The sequence below is a fragment of the Pseudomonas rustica genome (assembly GCF_049959085.1).
Taxonomy (GTDB): Bacteria; Pseudomonadota; Gammaproteobacteria; order Pseudomonadales; family Pseudomonadaceae; genus Aquipseudomonas; species Aquipseudomonas rustica.
The window spans coordinates 398,722-415,106 of sequence record NZ_CP188200.1; the positions used below are offsets into that span (position 1 = coordinate 398,722).

Here is a 16,385-nt window from a genome sequence, read left to right on the forward strand (position 1 = left end):
ATAAGCTGAAATTCGTCTGAACTTCTATTCAGGCGCAGACTTCTATAGCGTTGTGTTAACCAGAAAACCAAACGATCGTTCCGGAAAAGGAAGTTTCAAAGTGAAGCGACTATTCTGCTTGGCCGCGATTGCGGCCGCACTAATGGGGCAAAGCATTACTGCACAAGCGGCAGGTGTTGAATTTGCGGTGGGGGCCACCAGCGATTCGACCATGACCTACCGCCTGGGGATGAATTTTGATTGGGATCAGAGCTGGCTGCAGAGCGACGTCGGTCGCCTGACCGGTTACTGGAGCGGCGCCTACACCTATTGGGAAGGTGACAAGACCTCCAGCAACAACAGTCTGTCGTTCTCGCCGGTATTTGTTTACGAGTTTGCCGGCCAGTCGGTCAAACCGTATGTAGAGGCGGGCATCGGCGTTGCCGCGTTCTCCAACACCAAGTACGAATCCAACAACATTGGCGGCTCGCTCCAGTTCGAAGACAGTATCGGTTTTGGTCTGCGTTTCAATGGCGGGCATGAAGTCGGGATCCGTGCGACGCACTATTCCAACGCCGGCCTGGCCAGCAGTAACGACGGCGTAGAAAGCTACGCGCTGCACTACACAATGCCGTTGTAACCGCACCCTTGTAGGAGCCGAGCTTGCTCGCGAAGGCGCAGTGTCAGTCGATGAGAATGTTGACTGAACCATCGCGTTCGCGAGCAAGCTCTGCTCCTACAAAAAACGGGTAGATCAGCGGTAGGCAGTGGTAATGCGTTGGCGTTCTTCGAGGCACTCGGGGGCGCCCATTTCGAATTCGCGGCAGATCAGCGGGCGTTTTTCGTAGATCGTGCACATCATCGTGTCGCGATCCAGCGCCGCGCACCAGCCGTCGTCCAGGCGCAGCATCACTTCGCCGCCCCACTCATCGGTATCGATAAAGCGATCAGGCACGCCGGTGTCGGTGATCAGCATCACTTCGAGCTGGCAGCAGCACGCCGCGCAGGTCGAGCAGGTGACTGCAGGCTCGGTGATTTGCTGGTGGGGGATGGTTTTCATGGCGCCAGTGTAAGGCAGTCGCTGCGGTGCGTGTGAATGGTCTGACAGACGCTCAGCCCGCCAACCGCCGCGCCATAGAGTGCAAAAGCGGAAACAACAGTGCCCAGAGCAGGCCGATGCCAATCAGTGTCGGTAATTCGCCGTAGGGAAATTGCACCCCGGCGAGTCGTCCACCGCCGTAATACGACAACGCGCCACCCACCGCGCCCAATCCACTCGCCAGCCACCAGGGCCGACCACTCCATTGCAGACAGTGCCGCAACGTGGTCGCAAGCAACGCCCACAGCAGCATCAGCCACAGCGGAATCAGCGGCGATTGATCCTGAAATTCAAACACGCCGGCGCCGCGCAATACGCTGTCCACCGCTGTACCGACAATCACCACGCTGAGAATCAAACGTCCCTCAGCCGCCCAACTGCTGATCCAGCGCAGATGAATCACCAGCACTGCCAATGCCAGCAACAACCACAAACTGTTGCCGCCGATTACGCAGGTCAGCCAGCCGATCTGGAACAACACGGCATTGGCAACTCGCTCAAGCATCGAAGCGGCCAAGCAATGGCGCAGTCATCGCCGCGGGTTTGGCCAGCAGCAATTGCGCGGTGCCGATGGTGCGTTCGAGGAACCCACCTTCGCAGTAGCACAGGTAAAACTCCCACAGTCGCAGGAAATAATCGTCGTAACCCAGCTCGGTCAAACGGCCATGGGCGCGGCGAAAGTTCTCGTGCCACAGGCGCAGGGTCTTGGCGTAATGCAGGCCGAAATCTTCCATGTGCAGCAGGTTCATGTCGGTGTCGCGGCTGACCACTTCGAGCATCTTCTGCACACAGGGCAGGGCGCCACCGGGGAAGATGTAGCGCTGAATGAAGTCGACGCCGCGTTTGGCCTGTTCGTAGCGTTGCTCGCGAATGGTGATCGCCTGGATCAGCATCAAACCGTTGCTCTTGAGCAAGTGCGCGCACTGTTTGAAATAGGTCGGCAGGAAGCGATGGCCGACCGCTTCGATCATCTCGATCGACACCAGTTTGTCGTACTCGCCCGTGAGGTCGCGGTAGTCCTCCAGCAGCAGCGTCACTTGATCCTGCAAACCGAGTTGCTCGATGCGCTGGGCGGTGAAGGCGTACTGCTCTTTCGACAGCGTCGTGGTGGTGACGCGGCAACCGTAATTCTGTGCGGCGTAAAGCGCCATGCTGCCCCAACCGGTGCCAATCTCGAGCAAGTGATCGCTGGGCTTGAGCGCGAGCTTCTGGCAGATGCGCTCCAGTTTGTTCAGTTGCGCCTGCTCCAGCGTGTCTTCGGGAGTAAGAAATTGCGCCGCCGAATACATCATGGTCGGGTCGAGAAACTGTTCGAACAGATCGTTGCCGAGGTCGTAATGCGCCGCGATGTTCTTCTGCGAACCCTTGCGTGTATTGCGATTGAGCCAGTGCAGACCTTGCACCAACGGCCGACTGATGCGGGCCAGTCCGCCCTCCATCGCATCGAGCACTTCAAGGTTGCTGACGAACACGCGCACTACCGCCGTCAGATCCGGCGAACTCCAGTAACCGTGAATAAACGCCTCGCCCGCACCGATCGAACCGTTGCTGGCAACCATGCCCCACAGGGCCGAATCCAGCACGTGGATTTCCCCGAGCATCGCACTGCCCGGCGTGCCAAACATCAAGCGTTCGCCATCCTCGACCACCAGCAGTTGCCCGTTTTTGAGCTGACCCAATTGGCGCAATACGCCGCGGCGCAGCAACGAACCGGTCAAACCGTTGGTGCTGAGCCGACTGACCGACAGGCTAGAGGATTTCATGGCGGTGCTCCTTGGGAGGCACAGTGGCGGTTTGAAAGCTGCCGTCGGCAGCCTGATGAGCAAAGATCGGTACGCGTTTAAGCAACAGCCGCAGCGCTTGCCAGTAAATGGCCAACGCGGTTTTTGCGGTCATCCACGGAAAGCGTTTCAGGTAGCGATGCAGGCTGCGACGGTCGAGGGCTTCGCGTTGCAGATTGAGCGTCGCGTCGAACAGTTTTTCCTCGCCCTGCCAGTCGGCCATGTGTACGCCGAGATTTTTCGCGGCGGGGCTGAAGCTCATGCGGTATTCGAGGTCGCGCGGCAGAAACGGCGAAACGTGAAAGGCCTTGGCCACGGCAAAGTGCTGGTGGAAATCCTGCAGATTGCTCGGCGCACGGGCCGGCAACACATAGTGATAACGCTCGCGCCACGGCGTGTTGGTGACTTCGCAGACGATCGCTGCCAGTTGCCCATCGGCTTCGTGGCAATAAAAGAAGCTCACCGGATTGAACGACAAACCCCAACTGCGCGCTTGGGTCAGCAGACAGATCGCGCCTTGCGGTTCGTGACCGATGGCGGCGCCGACCTGTTGGCGCACCGCATCAATCAAACGCACGCCGCGACTGGTGAAGGATTTGAGGTAGTCGGTCTCGCGAAAGGAGAACGGTGCAAATCGGCTGCGACCTGCCAGCGGCGACAGCGCGAGCACGGCGTCCTGTTCGCTGAGATCGAGATAGAGCAAACCGATCTTGTAGCGGAATTGATGCTTGCGCGGCGAGAAGCGCCGATGGCCGATCCAGCCGCTGTAAAGGGCGCTGTTCATAAGGTTTCCCCGAACGCCGAGGCCACGCGCAACGCACTGACCACGCCGTCTTCATGGAAACCATTGGCCCAGTAAGCGCCGCAATAATGCGTATGTTGCGCACCGTCCAGTTCCGCCCAGCGATTTTGCGCCGCTACCGCCGCGAGGCTGTATTGCGGGTGGGCGTAGGTGTATTTGGCGAGCACTTTGAACGGGCTGATGCCGGCACTCTGGTTGAGGCTGACGCAGAACGTGGTGTCGCTCTGAATGCCTTGCAGAATGTTCATGTCGTAAGTGACGGCGGCGTGAGTATGACCGGCGCCGCTGAGCCGATAGTTCCAGCTGGCCCAGGCCAGTTTGCGTGTTGGCAGCAAACGCGTGTCGGTGTGCAGCACCACCTCGTTATCGGCGTAGGGCAGGGCGCCGAGGATTTCGCGTTCGGCATCGCTCGGCTCGGCGAGCAATTGCAGGGCCTGATCGCTGTGGCAGGCGAACACCACTTTGTCGAACTGCTCGCTGCCCTCCGCGCTGTGGATAACTACGCCATGCTCGTCACGATCAACCCGCGTTACCGGGCAATTGAGGCGGATCTTGTCTTTGAACGCGGCGGTCAGCGGCGCAATGTAAGCGCTGGAACCGCCCTCGATCACCCGCCATTGCGGACGATTGCTCACCGACAACAGCCCGTGATTCTTGAAGAAGCGCACAAAGAATTGCAGCGGAAAATTGAGCATCTCGGCCATCGGCATCGACCAGATCGCCGCGCCCATCGGCACGATGTAATGCAGGATGAAACGCTCGCCGTAGTTGCCTGCTTTCAGGTAATCGTCGAGGGTCATGTCGCTGGAAATGCGCAACTCGGCGAGGTCGCGCTGGGCTTCTTTATTGAAGCGCAGAATGTCGCGCAACATGCCCCAGAACGCAGGCGACAACAGATTGCTGCGCTGGGCGAACAGGCTGTTGAGGTTGTTGCCGTTGTACTCCAGACCGGTGTCCGGGTCGCTCACCGAAAAACTCATTTCGGTGGCTTTGAACGGCACGCCGAGCTGGCCGAGCAGGCGGAGGAAATTCGGGTACGTCCAGTCGTTGAAGACGATAAACCCGGTGTCCACCGCGTACTGCTGGCCGTCGACCGTCACTTCGACCGTGTGCGTGTGGCCACCGACCCAGTCGCTGGCCTCGAACACGTGCACGTCATGTCGGCGATTGAGCAGGTGGGCGCAGGTGAGCCCGGCGATCCCGCTGCCGACGATGGCGATTTTCATGCTGGATCTCGCAGCGGCGGCGATTTACGCACCATGCGCTTGCCGATCGCCAGTTGCAGGCTGGCGGGCAATTTCGACAGCGGCCACAGCGCCGCCATGAACAGCGCCGGAAAGGCGATTTCCAGTGGCCGATCCTTGAGCTTGGCGAAGATGTGCCGCGCGGCTTTATCCACAGGCCAACTGAGCGGCATCGGGAAATCGTTCTTCGCGGTCAGCGGCGTTTCGACGAAACCGGGGCTGACGATGGTGACTTCGATGCCTTCATCCGCCAGATCGATGCGCAGCGATTCAAACAGATAACGCAGCCCGGCCTTCGACGCGCCGTAGGCTTCGGCCCGTGGTAGCGGCAAGTACGTCACCGAACTGGCGACGCCGATCAGATGCGGCGCGGTGCCTTTGCGCAACAGCGGCAGGGCGGCTTCGATGCAGTAGCTGCTGGCGAGCAGATTGGTGCGCACCACGTGCTCGATGATCGACGCATCGAACTGCTTGGCGTCGACATATTCACAGGTGCCGGCGTTGAGAATCACCGAATCCAGCGAGCCCCAGACTTCAGCGATCTGCTCACCGATTTCGCGCACGGTCTGACTGTTGGTCAAATCCCCCGGCACCACTAAAACCTGGCCTGGATAGCGTTGCGACAAGACTTTCAGTGCCGCGACCGAGCGCGAGCTGACCGCCAGGTGCGCGCCGCTTTTCAGAATCTCTTCAGCGAGCGCCGCGCCGATGCCACTGCTGGCCCCGGTCAACCAATAGCGCCGTGGAGGTGTACGACTCATCCCATTCTCCTTTTTAGCCAGGCGATGACCCGGCCCAATACGGGTAAATGTTCATACAACAGCGCCCCGGCATCGAAGTAATCCCGGTGGCGATAAACCTTGTCGCGCCAGAGCAGATGCGAGCAGCCGCTGACGCGAATCACCTGACCACTCGCCAGGCGCGGATGGCGGTAACTCATGACCCAGCGCAGATAGCCTTCGCCGTCGCTGATCTGATCGAAGCCATGAAAATCAAACCGCAGCTCGCTGACGTTGGCGTACAGCTCGCTGAAATAATCGTGCAGTTGCTTGAGCCCCTGCACTTCGTGCAACGGGTCGGTGAAATGAATGTCATCGCTGTACAGCTCGCCCAGCCGGTGCAGGTTGTCTTTGTTCAACTCGCAAAATTGTTGGGCGAAGCGGCGCAGGAATTCACTCATCACTGCCCTCCATTGCCGTGCGCGATGGCAGGCTCTTGAACGCGGCCAGTGCGCGCTCACGGGAGGCGCTGAGATTGACGATTGGCGACGGATAATCGGCGACGCCAAACAGTCCGCCAAGGTTGGCCGGGTTGTGGATTTCCTTTTTGTTCAGCCCGGCGAGTTCCGGCAGCCAGTGCTTGATGAACAGGCCTTCGCTGTCGAATTTTTCCGACTGGCTCAACGGATTGAAAATGCGGAAGTACGGCGCGGAGTCGGTGCCGGTCGAGGAGCTCCATTGCCAGCCACCGTTGTTCGCCGCCAGATCGCCGTCGATCAGATGACGCATGAAAAAGCGCTCGCCTTCACGCCAATCGATCAACAGGTTTTTGGTCAGGAACATCGCCACGACCATGCGCAGACGGTTGTGCATCCAGCCGGTTTCGAGCAATTGGCGCATCGCCGCGTCGATGATCGGCAGGCCGGTGCGCGCTTCTTGCCAAGCCTTGAGTTCCTCCGGCGCATCACGCCAGGCCAAGGCCTCGGTTTCCGGGCGGAAAGCACGGTGACGCGAAACCCGTGGGTAGCCGACCAGAATGTGTTTGTAGAACTCGCGCCAGAGCAGTTCGTTGATCCAGGTGACGGCGCCGACGTTGCCGCTTTCGAATTCGCCCTGATTGCTTTGCAACGCGGCGTGCAGGCATTGGCGCGGTGAGATCACGCCAGCGGCGAGGTACGCCGAGAGCTGACTGGTGCCGGGTTTGGCCGGGAAGTCGCGTTCGCTTTTGTAGTATTCGATCTGCGCGTCGGTGAAGGTGTCGAGGCGACGGCGCGCTTCTTCTTCACCGGCCGGCCACAGGGCTTGCAGGGATTCGCTTGGGGTGGCGAAGCCTTTGACCGAGTCAGGAATCGGGTCGCTGTCGACCTTGAGTGTTGCCTGTTTGCCGGGCGCCTTGACCAGCGCCGGCATGGAGCGGTGCAGGCGTTCGTAGCAGACCTTTCTGAACTGGCTGAACACCTTGAAATAGGTGTCGGTTTTGGTCAGCACGGTGCCCGGTTTGAACAGCAGTTGATCGAGGTAGCTGTGAAACTCGATGCCTTCGGCCTGCAAGGTTTCCGCCACGGCGGCATCGCGACGGCTTTCGTGGACGCCGTATTCTTCGTTGACGTGAACCGCTTCGACCTTCAGTTCGCGGCACAGCTTGAGCAGCTCCGCTGGAGCCTGATCCCAATGATTGGCAGTGCGGATCAACAAGGGGATGTTCAGCTCGCCGAGGCTGTTGCTCAGTTCTTTGAGATTGCGTAACCAGAAGTCGACCTTGCACGCGGCATCGTCGTGTTCCAGCCACTGCTGCGGGCTCAACAGGTACACGGCCACGGTCGGGCCGCGGGCTGCGGCGGCCGCGAGAGCGGTGTTGTCGTGTTGGCGCAAGTCGCTGCGCAGCCAGATCAATTGCATGACATTAAACCCATCATTAAATCAGTCCACGCTGAACGAGTACCTGGTGCGCTGACAGCGCATCTTCAGCCAGGTACACATCAGCGATCTCGGAAGTTCTTACGGACAACTCGGCGTGGTGGATGCATACCGTTGGTCCGACAATCATTTTTGGGCAACTGACTCCGTTCAGTAGCTTGGGCAGGTGGGCAAGGTTCATGGCCTTGCTCGAATAGAGCAGCACGCCACGGGCTTGCAGGTGTTCGACGGCCAGCGCCAGTTCGCCGGCCGGTAACGGCCAGTCAAACACTTGCACCGGGCAATCGGCGCTGCTGATCAGCCACGCGCATAGCCACAGATGAGGTTCCAGTGGCAGGTCGGAGTGGTTGATCAACAGCAGCGGTGCGGCGTGCAGCTGACGATTGTTATGGTAGATGCGCGCACCGAATTTGCTGCGCAGCCAGGAAAAAAAGAACGTGCGCTCCATCTGCGCACCGAATTGGCCCTGCCAGCGTTGTTCGAGCTCAGCCAGCAGCGGCATCAACAACTGCTCACACAAGGTGCGCGGCGGGTACAGCGCCATCGCTTGGTTGACGCTGTCGTCGAGGTTGCGTTCGTTGAGCTGGGTGACGGCGGCGAGCAACGTTTGACGCAGGCGTTGCCAATCGTTTTCCACCGGTTCGCTGAAGGCTTGCGGGGTGTCTAGGAGCGGCTTGACCTGGCTGACTGCAACGCCACGATTGAGCCAGGTCAGGATCGCCAGAATTCGTTGCACATGTTCAGCGGAATACAGCCGATGGCCCTTGGGTGTGCGTTGCGGCACGATCAGCCCGTAGCGACGTTCCCACGCGCGCAAAGTGATCGCGTTGACGCCGGTTTGCCGCGCGACTTCGCGGATCGGCAACCAGCCTTCATCAAGGGCTTTCTTGAAATCGGCGCCGAGGTCTTCCTGGGCACTGGAGTCGAGTTTGTCGTTCATCAGATGGCGTTTCGCAGGCTGAGGTTTTCCGGGTGCGGTTGCAGGTAAACCTGTTGCGCGATGTACGGATCGGGGTGTTGGCGAAAGTGATGCTTGAGCAGCGTCAACGGCACCACCAGCGGCACAATGCCGAGGCGGTATTGGTCGATAACGTGCACCATTTCCTGTTTGTCTTCGGCGCTGATCACCTGTTTCAGGTAACCGCTGATGTGCAGCAGCACGTTGCAGTGCGTGCCGCGCGTGGCGCATTTTTTCAGCGCGGCCATCAGTTCGCTGAAGTAGCGCGGGCCGAGTTCGGCGGGATCGGTGTGCGCCATGTTGCCCAGCAGTTTGCCCAACGCTTTGTATTGCAGCGGGTTGTGGGCCATCAGCAAGTATTTGTAGCGCGAGTGAAATTCGGTGAGGGCGCGACGGCTCAGGCCATCGGCGAGTACCTGCTGCCAGGCACTGTAGGCAAATACGCGGGTGATGAAGTTTTCCCGCAGCACCGGATCGTTGAGACGCCCGGCTTCTTCCACCGGCAAATCCGGGTGTTGTGCGCAGAAGGCTTGGGCATAAATGCCGCGTCCGCCGCCATTCACCGGAGCGCCGTTGGCGTGATAGACCTTGACCCGCTCCAGCCCGCAGGACGGCGATTGCTGCATAAATATGTAGCCGCAGATGTCATCAAGGTCAGCGGCCATTTTCTCGCCGTATTCGGCCAGTGGCTGGGTGACGTTGATCGCCGGATTGACTGTGCCGATGGCTTGCGGATGTTCGGGATCACCGACGAGGCGAATCGGCTCGCGGGGAATGCCGAGGCCGATAGCGACTTCCGGGCAAACCGGGGCGAATTCGAAATATTCAGTGAGGGTGCGGCTGCACAGGCGCGATTCCTTGTGGCCACCGTTGTAGCGCACCTCGGCACCCAACAGGCAGGCACTGATGGCGATTTTCGGTTTGGCGGCGGGCAGGGCAAGCATAGGCACCTCGAATCTAAACCTGTACAGAGTGCAATCTCTGTACAACATTGCGTTAGCATAGATTCAAAGGTGTACAAGTCAAATTGTTTGTATAACTTTCTGTAGGAGCTGCCGAAGGCTGCGATCTTTTGATGTTGATTTAAAAGCAAGATCAACAGATCGCAGCCTTCGGCAGCTCCTACATGAGCCAACCGATTTTCCAGTCAGTGCTGTTTTGGAGCGTCTGCCAATCGAGGCGTTCGGCGCGCTTGGTCAGCACGGCCTGCAATTCAACTTCCAGCACCGTGCCCTCCTCATCGCGGAACAATTCGGTCACCAGAAAATGCTTTTCGCGATTCTGCGGGTGGGCTGCTGTCCATTTCGACAGCAGCAACTTGCGCGGGTTGATGCGGTTCATTGCAGGTGTTCGTGCAAGCGGCGTGCAGCCTCCTGACCACTCAGCCATGCACCCTCCACACGCCCGGACAGGCACCAGTCGCCGCAGGCATACAAGCCCAGATCGGCATCGGCCAGCGTGCCCCATTCGTGCCCCGTTGCCGGGCGTGCATAGAGCCAGCGATGGGCGAGGCTAAAGCTCGGCGCCGGCATCGCGCTGTGCAGCAATTCAGCGAATGCACCGTGCAGATGCTCGATCACCGCTTCCTTGGACAGGTCGATGTGTTGCCGACTCCAGGCGCTGGTCGCGTGCAGCACCCAGGTGTCGAGGGTGTTGTCGCGCCCGGGTTTGCTGCGGTTGCGCGCCAGCCAGTCGAGCGGGCTGTCCTGCACGAAGCAGCCTTCGATTGGCGTATCCAAAGGCGTGTCAAAGGCGAGGGCAACGGCCCACGTCGGATCCATCTTCACCCCGGCAGCGGCGCCGGCGAGCTTCGGTGCTGCGGCCAATAATGCCGTGGCTTGCGGCGCCGGCGTGGCGATCACCACGTGGCTGAAGGGGCCGTGGGTGAAGCCTTCAGCGTCCTGCAAATGCCAGTGCTCTTCACCGCGAAAAACTTCGGTGATGCGGCAGGCGAAATGCACTTCCAGACCGTCGAGCAAACCACGGGTGATGGCGCTCATGCGCGGCGCGCCAACCCAGCGTGTCTGCTCGTCCGGCGACAGGTTCAGTTGCCCGCCCTGATAGGTGTAGAGCTGCGGCGTCCACTCGGCGACCCAGCCCTGGCTTTGCCAACGCTGTACTTCGGTGACGAAGCGCCGGTCGCGGGCGGTGAAATATTGCGCGCCCATGTCCAGCGAACCGGCGTCGCTGCGTTTGCTCGACATGCGCCCACCGCTGCCGCGGCTTTTATCGAACAGTTGCACGGTATGCCCGGTCTCTGTCAGAGCCTGGGCGGCGGAGAGCCCGGCGATGCCGGTGCCGATGATTGCGATAGGTACAGTCATAGGGGCCTCGTTTACCTTTCTGTACAGACTACGCCGTGATTGAAACCTGTACAATTTTGTTTTCTGGTATAACTTCTAGCGTTCTCGTTCTGACAGCTTGGCCTATGGTTAAACAATAGAGCCTGCCCGATAGAAAAGATCCCTGCTTTTAAAAATAGACTAGTGATCCGGGTTAAACGCCACGCGAGGAAGATGTCATGCACATATTGCTGACCGGCGGTACTGGTTTGATCGGCCGACAACTCTGCCGACACTGGTCCGCGCAGGGTCATCGTCTGACGGTATGGAGCCGCACGCCGGAAAAAGTCGCGAAAATTTGCGGCGCACAGGTGCGTGGCATCGCTCGTCTCGAAGACCTGGGTGATGAGCCGTTAGACGCGATCATCAACCTCGCTGGCGCTCCGATTGCCGATCGGCCGTGGACGCATCGGCGCAAGGCGTTGCTGTGGAGCAGTCGCATCACGCTGACGGAAACCTTGCTGGCGTGGCTCGAAACTCGCGCGCAGAAACCGGCGCTGTTGATTTCCGGCTCGGCGATCGGCTGGTACGGCGATGGCGGCGAACGTGAGCTGACGGAAGAATCGCCGCCGGTGATCGACGACTTCGCCAGTCAGCTGTGCATCGCCTGGGAAGAAACCGCGCAACGTGCTGAAGCGCTGGGCATTCGCGTGGTGCTGGTGCGAACCGGTTTGGTGCTGTCGGCCGAGGGCGGCTTTTTGTCGCGGCTGCTGTTTCCGTTCAAGCTTGGGCTGGGCGGGCCTTTGGGCAACGGTCGGCAATGGATGCCGTGGATTCATATCGATGATCAAATCGCCCTGATTGATTTTCTTCTGCACCGCGAGCAGGCCAGTGGTCCTTATAATGCGTGCGCGCCGCAACCTGTGCGCAATCGCGAATTTGCCAAAACCCTGGGCAGCGTATTGCACCGCCCGGCGTTCATGCCGATGCCGACCCTGGCACTGAAGGTCGGTCTCGGCGAGATGTCTTTGTTGTTGCTCGGCGGCCAAAAGGCTACGCCGGCACGCTTGCTGGAAGCGGGTTTCACTTTCCAGTTCACGGAATTACGCGCGGCTTTGGATGATCTCTCCAGCCGCCTCTGAAATAGGACGTTGCATGACCGATCACGCCTTGCTTCTGGTCAACCTGGGCTCCCCGGCCTCCACTTCGGTGGCCGATGTGCGCAGTTACCTCAATCAGTTTTTGATGGATCCGTACGTGATCGACCTGCCATGGCCGCTGCGGCGTTTGCTGGTGTCGCTGATCCTGATCAAACGCCCGGAGCAGTCAGCCCATGCCTACGCGTCGATCTGGTGGGAGGAGGGCTCGCCACTGGTGGTGCTCAGCCAACGTCTGCAACAGCAGATGAAGGCGCAGTGGACGCAAGGGCCGGTCGAACTGGCGATGCGCTACGGCGAGCCGTCGATTGCAACCTGCTTGCTGAAACTGGTCGCGGCGGGGCACAAACGCATCACGCTGGCGCCGCTGTATCCGCAGTTCGCCGACAGCACCACGACCACCGTGATCGAAGAAGCCAAACGGGTGATTCGTGAGAAGAAGTTGAATGTGCAATTGTCGGTGCTGCAACCGTTCTACGATCAGCCGGAATACCTCGACGCGCTGGTTGAAAGTGCCAAGCCGCATCTGCTGCAGGATTACGATCACTTGCTGCTGAGCTTTCATGGCTTGCCGGAGCGGCACCTGACCAAGCTCGACCCGACGGGCAATCATTGTTTCAAGAACGAAGACTGCTGCAAGAACGCTTCGCCGGCAGTATTGGCCACCTGTTATCGCGCGCAATGCCTGCGCACCGCCGCGCTGTTTGCCGAGCGCATGGGATTGGCGGACGGCAAGTGGTCGGTGTCGTTTCAGTCGAGGTTGGGCAAGGCAAAGTGGATCGAGCCGTACACCGAAGCGCGGCTGGATGAGTTGGGTAAAAGCGGCGTGAAGAAGTTGCTGGTGATGTGCCCGGCGTTTGTCGCCGACTGCATCGAAACGCTGGAAGAGATTGGCGATCGCGGCAAGGAACAGTTCCGCGAAGCAGGGGGCGAGGAGTTGATTCTTGTGCCGTGCCTGAACGACGACCCGCAATGGGCGAAGGCGTTGGCGACCCTCTGCGAACGAGCACCGTTGGCCCTTTAAAAGCCAAAAGCTTCGCGAGCAAGCCCGCTCCCACATGATCGTTCCCACGCTCCGCGTGGGAATGCAGCCCGTGACGCTCCGCGTCACTGGACGCGGAGCGTCCCTAGAGACATTCCCACGCAGAGCGTGGGAACGATCAGATCTAAAAGTTTAGATCAGCGGCTCATCCGCCTTCTTGTTCTTCCAGCCGTCATTGCCCGGCAGGATCAGGTTCAGCGCAATCGCCACCACCGCGCACAGCGCGATGCCTTTGAGGCCGAAGTCGTCCGGGCCAGTGCCAGTGCCAACCAGCACACCGCCAATCCCGAACACCAACGTCACCGAGACAATCACCAGATTGCGTGCTTCGCCCAAATCGATCTTGTGACGGATCAGGGTGTTCATGCCCACCGCCGCGATCGAACCGAACAACAGGCACAGAATCCCGCCCATCACCGGCACCGGAATGCTTTGCAGCAGCGCGCCGAACTTGCCGATGAACGCCAGGGTGATGGCGAAAACCGCCGCCCAGGTCATGATTTTCGGGTTGTAGTTCTTGGTCAGCATCACCGCGCCAGTCACTTCGGCGTAGGTGGTATTCGGCGGACCGCCAAACAGACCGGCGGCGGTGGTGGCAATGCCGTCACCTAGCAAGGTGCGATGCAGGCCCGGCTTCTTCAGATAGTCGCGACCGGTCACGCTACCCACAGCAATCACGCCGCCGATGTGTTCGATGGCCGGGGCCAAGGCCACCGGAACGATGAACAGAATCGCCTGCCAGTTGAACTCCGGCGCGGTGAAGTGCGGAATCGCAAACCATGGCGCAGCGGCAATCTTCGCGGTGTCGACCACGCCGAAATAGAACGACATGGCAAAACCGACCAGCACACCGGAAATGATCGGCACCAGGCGGAAGATGCCTTTACCGAACACCGCCACGATCAACGTGGTCAGCAGCGCTGGCATCGAGATCAGCATCGCGGTCTGGTAGTGAATCAGTTCCGAACCGTCGCCAGCCTTGCCCATCGCCATGTTCGCGGCAATCGGCGCCATGGCCAGGCCGATGGAGATGATCACCGGGCCAATCACTACCGGCGGCAGCAAGCGGTCAATGAAGCCCGTGCCTTTGATCTTCACGGCCAGGCCCAGGAAGGTGTAGACGAAACCGGCCGCCATCACACCGCCCATGGTCGCGGCGAGGCCGAACTGGCCCTTGGCGAGAATGATCGGAGTAATGAAAGCGAAGCTCGACGCCAGAAACACCGGCACCTGACGCCCGGTGACGATCTGGAACAGGATCGTCCCCAGACCCGCGGTAAACAGTGCCACGTTCGGGTCGAGGCCCGTGATCAGCGGCATCAGCACCAAAGCGCCGAAAGCCACGAACAGCATCTGGGCGCCGGACAGCACCGTGCGCCAGAGCGGATCGTTGAACTCTTGCTGCATGGTTACGCGTCCTTCTGCTTGGTGCCGAAGATCTTGTCACCGGCGTCGCCAAGCCCAGGGATGATGTAACCGTGCTCGTTCAAACGCTCATCGATGGACGCGGTGTAGATGGTCACGTCCGGGTGAGCCTTCTCGACGGCAGCAATGCCTTCCGGCGCAGCAACCAGCACCATCGCGCGGATGTCTTTGCAGCCGGCCTTTTTCAACAGGTCGATGGTCGCAACCATCGAGCTGCCAGTGGCGAGCATCGGGTCGATGATCATCGCCAACCGTTCGTCGATTTCCGGAACCAGTTTTTCCAGATAGGTGTGCGCTTGCAGGGTTTCTTCGTTGCGGGCGACACCCACAGCGGAAACCTTGGCACCCGGGATCAGGCTCAGCACGCCTTCAAGCATGCCGATGCCGGCGCGCAGGATCGGCACGACGGTGATCTTCTTGCCGGCGATTTTCTCGACCGACACAGTGCCGCACCAGCCTGCAATATCGTAGGACTCCAGCGGCAAATCTTTTGTAGCTTCATAGGTCAACAGGGCGCCGACTTCCTGAGCGAGCTCACGGAAGTTCTTGGTGCTGATATCGGCGCGGCGCATCAGGCCGAGTTTATGACGGATCAGCGGATGGCGGATCTCGAGGATGGGCATGGAAAAACTCCGGCGGCGGGCAAAAAAACCGGCCTAGATTAATCTATCCGAGGGTGATGTCCTATAGGACATACAGTACGTTAGTCCACAAATGCTTGATTCGACCTCGCGGGATGCGTACCTTTGCCCGCTTTTCCGAAATCGAACCCCCTGGAGAGCGCCATGTCCGCTGATCTCGAGCATATCCGTCAAGTCATGCGAGAGGCTGACTGCCTGTACACCGAAGCTGAAGTCGAGGCGGCCATCGCCCGTGTCGGTGCACAAATCAACGAACAACTGGCTGACAGCAACCCTGTGGTGTTCTGCGTGATGAACGGCGGCCTGATCTTTTCCGGCAAACTGCTGACGCATCTGCACTTCCCGCTGGAAGCGTCCTACCTGCACGCAACCCGTTATCGCAACGAAACCAGCGGCGGCGACCTGTTCTGGAAAGCCAAGCCGGAAGTCTCGTTCATCGACCGCGACGTGCTGATCATCGACGACATCCTCGACGAAGGTCACACCCTCGGCGCGATCATCGACTTCTGCAAACACGCTGGCGCGCGCAAAGTGCACACCGCGGTGCTGATCGACAAGGATCACGACCGCAAGGCGCGTCCTGACCTGAAAGCCGATTTCGTCGGCTTGCCGTGCATCGACCGTTATATCTTCGGTTACGGCATGGACTACAAAGGCTACTGGCGCAACGCCAACGGGATTTTTGCCGTTAAAGGCATGTAAGCAAGATCAAAAGATCGCAGCCTTCGGCAGCTCCTACAGGTTCAATGTAGGAGCTGCGGAACGCTGCGATCTTTTGCTTTTAATCCCATGCTAGAGTGCTCGGCCCCGCCCTCCGGAGCCTGTCATGAGCCTCTTGATCCGCAGCCTCGCCGCGCTTTTCCTGATCTTCAGCCTGCCTCTGTCCGCCGCGCCGATGCACAGTCAATTCCTGCCGCCGGACGATCTGACCGTGCGCGATGCCGAGCCCGAGCAACAGCAACTCATGCAGGTCACCGATTATTCCGTGGTGGTGGGCGCGCAACGTCAATCCAATCAACAACCGATTCCGGTCACGTCACCGCTGCTGATCCGTCTCAAGGGCAAATCCCTGAACAAGGGTGCGACCATCACGCAGGTGCTGGTCAATTTTGACGGCGAAAGCAAAAGCCTGAAAAAGCCGATTTACGACGACAAAAGCAAAACCCTGACGTTGTTTTATCCACAGGCCCAATACCGCGTGATCATCGATTTGCTGCGCAATGACACCGTCTATGTGCAGTTCCTCAGTTACGCCAACGGCCACATCTGGGCCGATTTGCACACCGGCAGCACGCGTTCGCGTTGAGCCCGGCGGCAGGGCAGGGGTAAACTGCCCGCC

19 protein-coding genes are annotated in these 16,385 nt (G+C 59.6%); 5 read left to right on the top strand and 14 right to left on the bottom strand.

Annotated features, from left to right (window positions below):
* The first annotated feature begins 100 nt into the window (after positions 1 to 100).
* Complete coding sequence (locus ACP3TY_RS01935) at positions 101 to 619, top strand: acyloxyacyl hydrolase (RefSeq protein ID WP_426619156.1); 519 nt, start codon at positions 101 to 103, stop codon at positions 617 to 619.
* A gap of 114 nt (positions 620 to 733) precedes the next feature.
* Here ACP3TY_RS01935 and ACP3TY_RS01940 read toward each other — a convergent pair whose 3' ends face one another.
* The 12 genes from ACP3TY_RS01940 to ACP3TY_RS01995 all read right to left on the bottom strand — a co-directional run bounded on the left by ACP3TY_RS01940 (position 734) and on the right by ACP3TY_RS01995 (position 10,823).
* The gene (locus ACP3TY_RS01940) at positions 734 to 1,039 is read right to left on the bottom strand and encodes a YkgJ family cysteine cluster protein (protein WP_426619157.1); all 306 of its coding nucleotides are present in this window, start codon (positions 1,037 to 1,039) and stop codon (positions 734 to 736) included.
* A gap of 52 nt (positions 1,040 to 1,091) precedes the next feature.
* Positions 1,092 to 1,583, bottom strand: a complete 492-nt coding sequence (locus ACP3TY_RS01945; protein WP_426619158.1) for a DUF2878 domain-containing protein — start codon at positions 1,581 to 1,583, stop codon at positions 1,092 to 1,094.
* Positions 1,576 to 2,841 carry a class I SAM-dependent methyltransferase gene (locus ACP3TY_RS01950; protein ID WP_426619159.1) on the bottom strand — a complete coding sequence of 422 codons (1,266 nt, stop codon included), beginning with the start codon at positions 2,839 to 2,841 and terminating at the stop codon, positions 1,576 to 1,578. Before ACP3TY_RS01950 ends, ACP3TY_RS01945 begins: the two co-directional genes overlap by 8 nt.
* The gene (locus ACP3TY_RS01955; RefSeq protein ID WP_053123744.1) at positions 2,828 to 3,643 is read right to left on the bottom strand and encodes a DUF1365 domain-containing protein; all 816 of its coding nucleotides are present in this window, start codon (positions 3,641 to 3,643) and stop codon (positions 2,828 to 2,830) included. Before ACP3TY_RS01955 ends, ACP3TY_RS01950 begins: the two co-directional genes overlap by 14 nt.
* Entirely contained in the window at positions 3,640 to 4,887 is a 1,248-nt protein-coding gene (locus tag ACP3TY_RS01960; RefSeq protein WP_426619160.1) for an NAD(P)/FAD-dependent oxidoreductase, read from the bottom strand. Before ACP3TY_RS01960 ends, ACP3TY_RS01955 begins: the two co-directional genes overlap by 4 nt.
* The gene (locus ACP3TY_RS01965) at positions 4,884 to 5,666 is read right to left on the bottom strand and encodes an SDR family NAD(P)-dependent oxidoreductase (RefSeq protein WP_053123740.1); all 783 of its coding nucleotides are present in this window, start codon (positions 5,664 to 5,666) and stop codon (positions 4,884 to 4,886) included. The genes ACP3TY_RS01960 and ACP3TY_RS01965 overlap by 4 nt, the downstream gene beginning before the upstream one ends.
* Positions 5,663 to 6,085, bottom strand: a complete 423-nt coding sequence (locus ACP3TY_RS01970; protein WP_053123738.1) for a nuclear transport factor 2 family protein — start codon at positions 6,083 to 6,085, stop codon at positions 5,663 to 5,665. Before ACP3TY_RS01970 ends, ACP3TY_RS01965 begins: the two co-directional genes overlap by 4 nt.
* On the bottom strand, positions 6,078 to 7,523 hold the full coding sequence (gene phrB, locus ACP3TY_RS01975) for a deoxyribodipyrimidine photo-lyase (protein WP_212548756.1): 1,446 nt from the start codon (positions 7,521 to 7,523) through the stop codon (positions 6,078 to 6,080). Before phrB ends, ACP3TY_RS01970 begins: the two co-directional genes overlap by 8 nt.
* Before the next feature lie 16 nt (positions 7,524 to 7,539).
* Positions 7,540 to 8,481 carry a MerR family transcriptional regulator gene (locus tag ACP3TY_RS01980; protein ID WP_400651611.1) on the bottom strand — a complete coding sequence of 314 codons (942 nt, stop codon included), beginning with the start codon at positions 8,479 to 8,481 and terminating at the stop codon, positions 7,540 to 7,542.
* A complete protein-coding gene (locus ACP3TY_RS01985) occupies positions 8,481 to 9,443 on the bottom strand; it encodes a YbgA family protein (RefSeq protein ID WP_426619161.1) in 963 nt (320 codons plus the stop codon). Before ACP3TY_RS01985 ends, ACP3TY_RS01980 begins: the two co-directional genes overlap by 1 nt.
* Before the next feature lie 178 nt (positions 9,444 to 9,621).
* Positions 9,622 to 9,840, bottom strand: a complete 219-nt coding sequence (locus ACP3TY_RS01990; RefSeq protein ID WP_053123731.1) for a TIGR02450 family Trp-rich protein — start codon at positions 9,838 to 9,840, stop codon at positions 9,622 to 9,624.
* Positions 9,837 to 10,823, bottom strand: coding sequence for an NAD(P)/FAD-dependent oxidoreductase (locus tag ACP3TY_RS01995; protein WP_053123729.1), 987 nt, complete (start codon positions 10,821 to 10,823; stop codon positions 9,837 to 9,839). Before ACP3TY_RS01995 ends, ACP3TY_RS01990 begins: the two co-directional genes overlap by 4 nt.
* A 197-nt stretch (positions 10,824 to 11,020) precedes the next feature.
* Here ACP3TY_RS01995 and ACP3TY_RS02000 point away from each other — a divergent pair, with 197 nt between their 5' ends.
* Both ACP3TY_RS02000 and hemH read left to right on the top strand, forming a co-directional pair.
* Positions 11,021 to 11,923, top strand: coding sequence for a TIGR01777 family oxidoreductase (locus tag ACP3TY_RS02000; RefSeq protein WP_426619162.1), 903 nt, complete (start codon positions 11,021 to 11,023; stop codon positions 11,921 to 11,923).
* A 13-nt stretch (positions 11,924 to 11,936) separates the two neighbouring features.
* Positions 11,937 to 12,962, top strand: a complete 1,026-nt coding sequence (hemH, locus tag ACP3TY_RS02005; RefSeq protein ID WP_426619163.1) for a ferrochelatase — start codon at positions 11,937 to 11,939, stop codon at positions 12,960 to 12,962.
* A 150-nt stretch (positions 12,963 to 13,112) separates the two neighbouring features.
* Here the strand turns inward: hemH and ACP3TY_RS02010 are convergent, their stop codons facing one another.
* Together ACP3TY_RS02010 and upp are read right to left on the bottom strand one after the other, a co-directional pair.
* Positions 13,113 to 14,387, bottom strand: coding sequence for a uracil-xanthine permease family protein (locus ACP3TY_RS02010; protein ID WP_008086144.1), 1,275 nt, complete (start codon positions 14,385 to 14,387; stop codon positions 13,113 to 13,115).
* A 2-nt stretch (positions 14,388 to 14,389) separates the two neighbouring features.
* A complete protein-coding gene (upp, locus tag ACP3TY_RS02015; RefSeq protein ID WP_007912842.1) occupies positions 14,390 to 15,028 on the bottom strand; it encodes a uracil phosphoribosyltransferase in 639 nt (212 codons plus the stop codon).
* A 162-nt stretch (positions 15,029 to 15,190) separates the two neighbouring features.
* Here upp and ACP3TY_RS02020 point away from each other — a divergent pair, with 162 nt between their 5' ends.
* Positions 15,191 to 15,748, top strand: a complete 558-nt coding sequence (locus ACP3TY_RS02020; RefSeq protein ID WP_159814630.1) for a hypoxanthine-guanine phosphoribosyltransferase — start codon at positions 15,191 to 15,193, stop codon at positions 15,746 to 15,748.
* 124 nt (positions 15,749 to 15,872) lie between these two features.
* Entirely contained in the window at positions 15,873 to 16,352 is a 480-nt protein-coding gene (locus ACP3TY_RS02025) for a hypothetical protein (protein WP_400754539.1), read from the top strand.
* Positions 16,353 to 16,385 lie beyond the last annotated feature (33 nt).

Bases quoted from the DNA above. Each gene is read 5' to 3' on its own strand.
- ACP3TY_RS01940 (WP_426619157.1), bottom strand. From the start codon at position 1,039: ATGAAAACCATCCCCCACCAGCAAATCACCGAGCCTGCAGTCACCTGC.
- ACP3TY_RS01945 (WP_426619158.1), bottom strand. From the start codon at position 1,583: ATGCTTGAGCGAGTTGCCAATGCCGTGTTGTTCCAGATCGGCTGGCTG.
- ACP3TY_RS01950 (WP_426619159.1), bottom strand. From the start codon at position 2,841: ATGAAATCCTCTAGCCTGTCGGTCAGTCGGCTCAGCACCAACGGTTTG.
- ACP3TY_RS01955 (WP_053123744.1), bottom strand. From the start codon at position 3,643: ATGAACAGCGCCCTTTACAGCGGCTGGATCGGCCATCGGCGCTTCTCG.
- ACP3TY_RS01960 (WP_426619160.1), bottom strand. From the start codon at position 4,887: ATGAAAATCGCCATCGTCGGCAGCGGGATCGCCGGGCTCACCTGCGCC.
- ACP3TY_RS01965 (WP_053123740.1), bottom strand. From the start codon at position 5,666: ATGAGTCGTACACCTCCACGGCGCTATTGGTTGACCGGGGCCAGCAGT.
- ACP3TY_RS01970 (WP_053123738.1), bottom strand. From the start codon at position 6,085: ATGAGTGAATTCCTGCGCCGCTTCGCCCAACAATTTTGCGAGTTGAAC.
- phrB (WP_212548756.1), bottom strand. From the start codon at position 7,523: ATGCAATTGATCTGGCTGCGCAGCGACTTGCGCCAACACGACAACACC.
- ACP3TY_RS01980 (WP_400651611.1), bottom strand. From the start codon at position 8,481: ATGAACGACAAACTCGACTCCAGTGCCCAGGAAGACCTCGGCGCCGAT.
- ACP3TY_RS01985 (WP_426619161.1), bottom strand. From the start codon at position 9,443: ATGCTTGCCCTGCCCGCCGCCAAACCGAAAATCGCCATCAGTGCCTGC.
- ACP3TY_RS01990 (WP_053123731.1), bottom strand. From the start codon at position 9,840: ATGAACCGCATCAACCCGCGCAAGTTGCTGCTGTCGAAATGGACAGCA.
- ACP3TY_RS01995 (WP_053123729.1), bottom strand. From the start codon at position 10,823: ATGACTGTACCTATCGCAATCATCGGCACCGGCATCGCCGGGCTCTCC.
- ACP3TY_RS02000 (WP_426619162.1), top strand. From the start codon at position 11,021: ATGCACATATTGCTGACCGGCGGTACTGGTTTGATCGGCCGACAACTC.
- hemH (WP_426619163.1), top strand. From the start codon at position 11,937: ATGACCGATCACGCCTTGCTTCTGGTCAACCTGGGCTCCCCGGCCTCC.
- ACP3TY_RS02010 (WP_008086144.1), bottom strand. From the start codon at position 14,387: ATGCAGCAAGAGTTCAACGATCCGCTCTGGCGCACGGTGCTGTCCGGC.
- upp (WP_007912842.1), bottom strand. From the start codon at position 15,028: ATGCCCATCCTCGAGATCCGCCATCCGCTGATCCGTCATAAACTCGGC.
- ACP3TY_RS02020 (WP_159814630.1), top strand. From the start codon at position 15,191: ATGTCCGCTGATCTCGAGCATATCCGTCAAGTCATGCGAGAGGCTGAC.
- ACP3TY_RS02025 (WP_400754539.1), top strand. From the start codon at position 15,873: ATGAGCCTCTTGATCCGCAGCCTCGCCGCGCTTTTCCTGATCTTCAGC.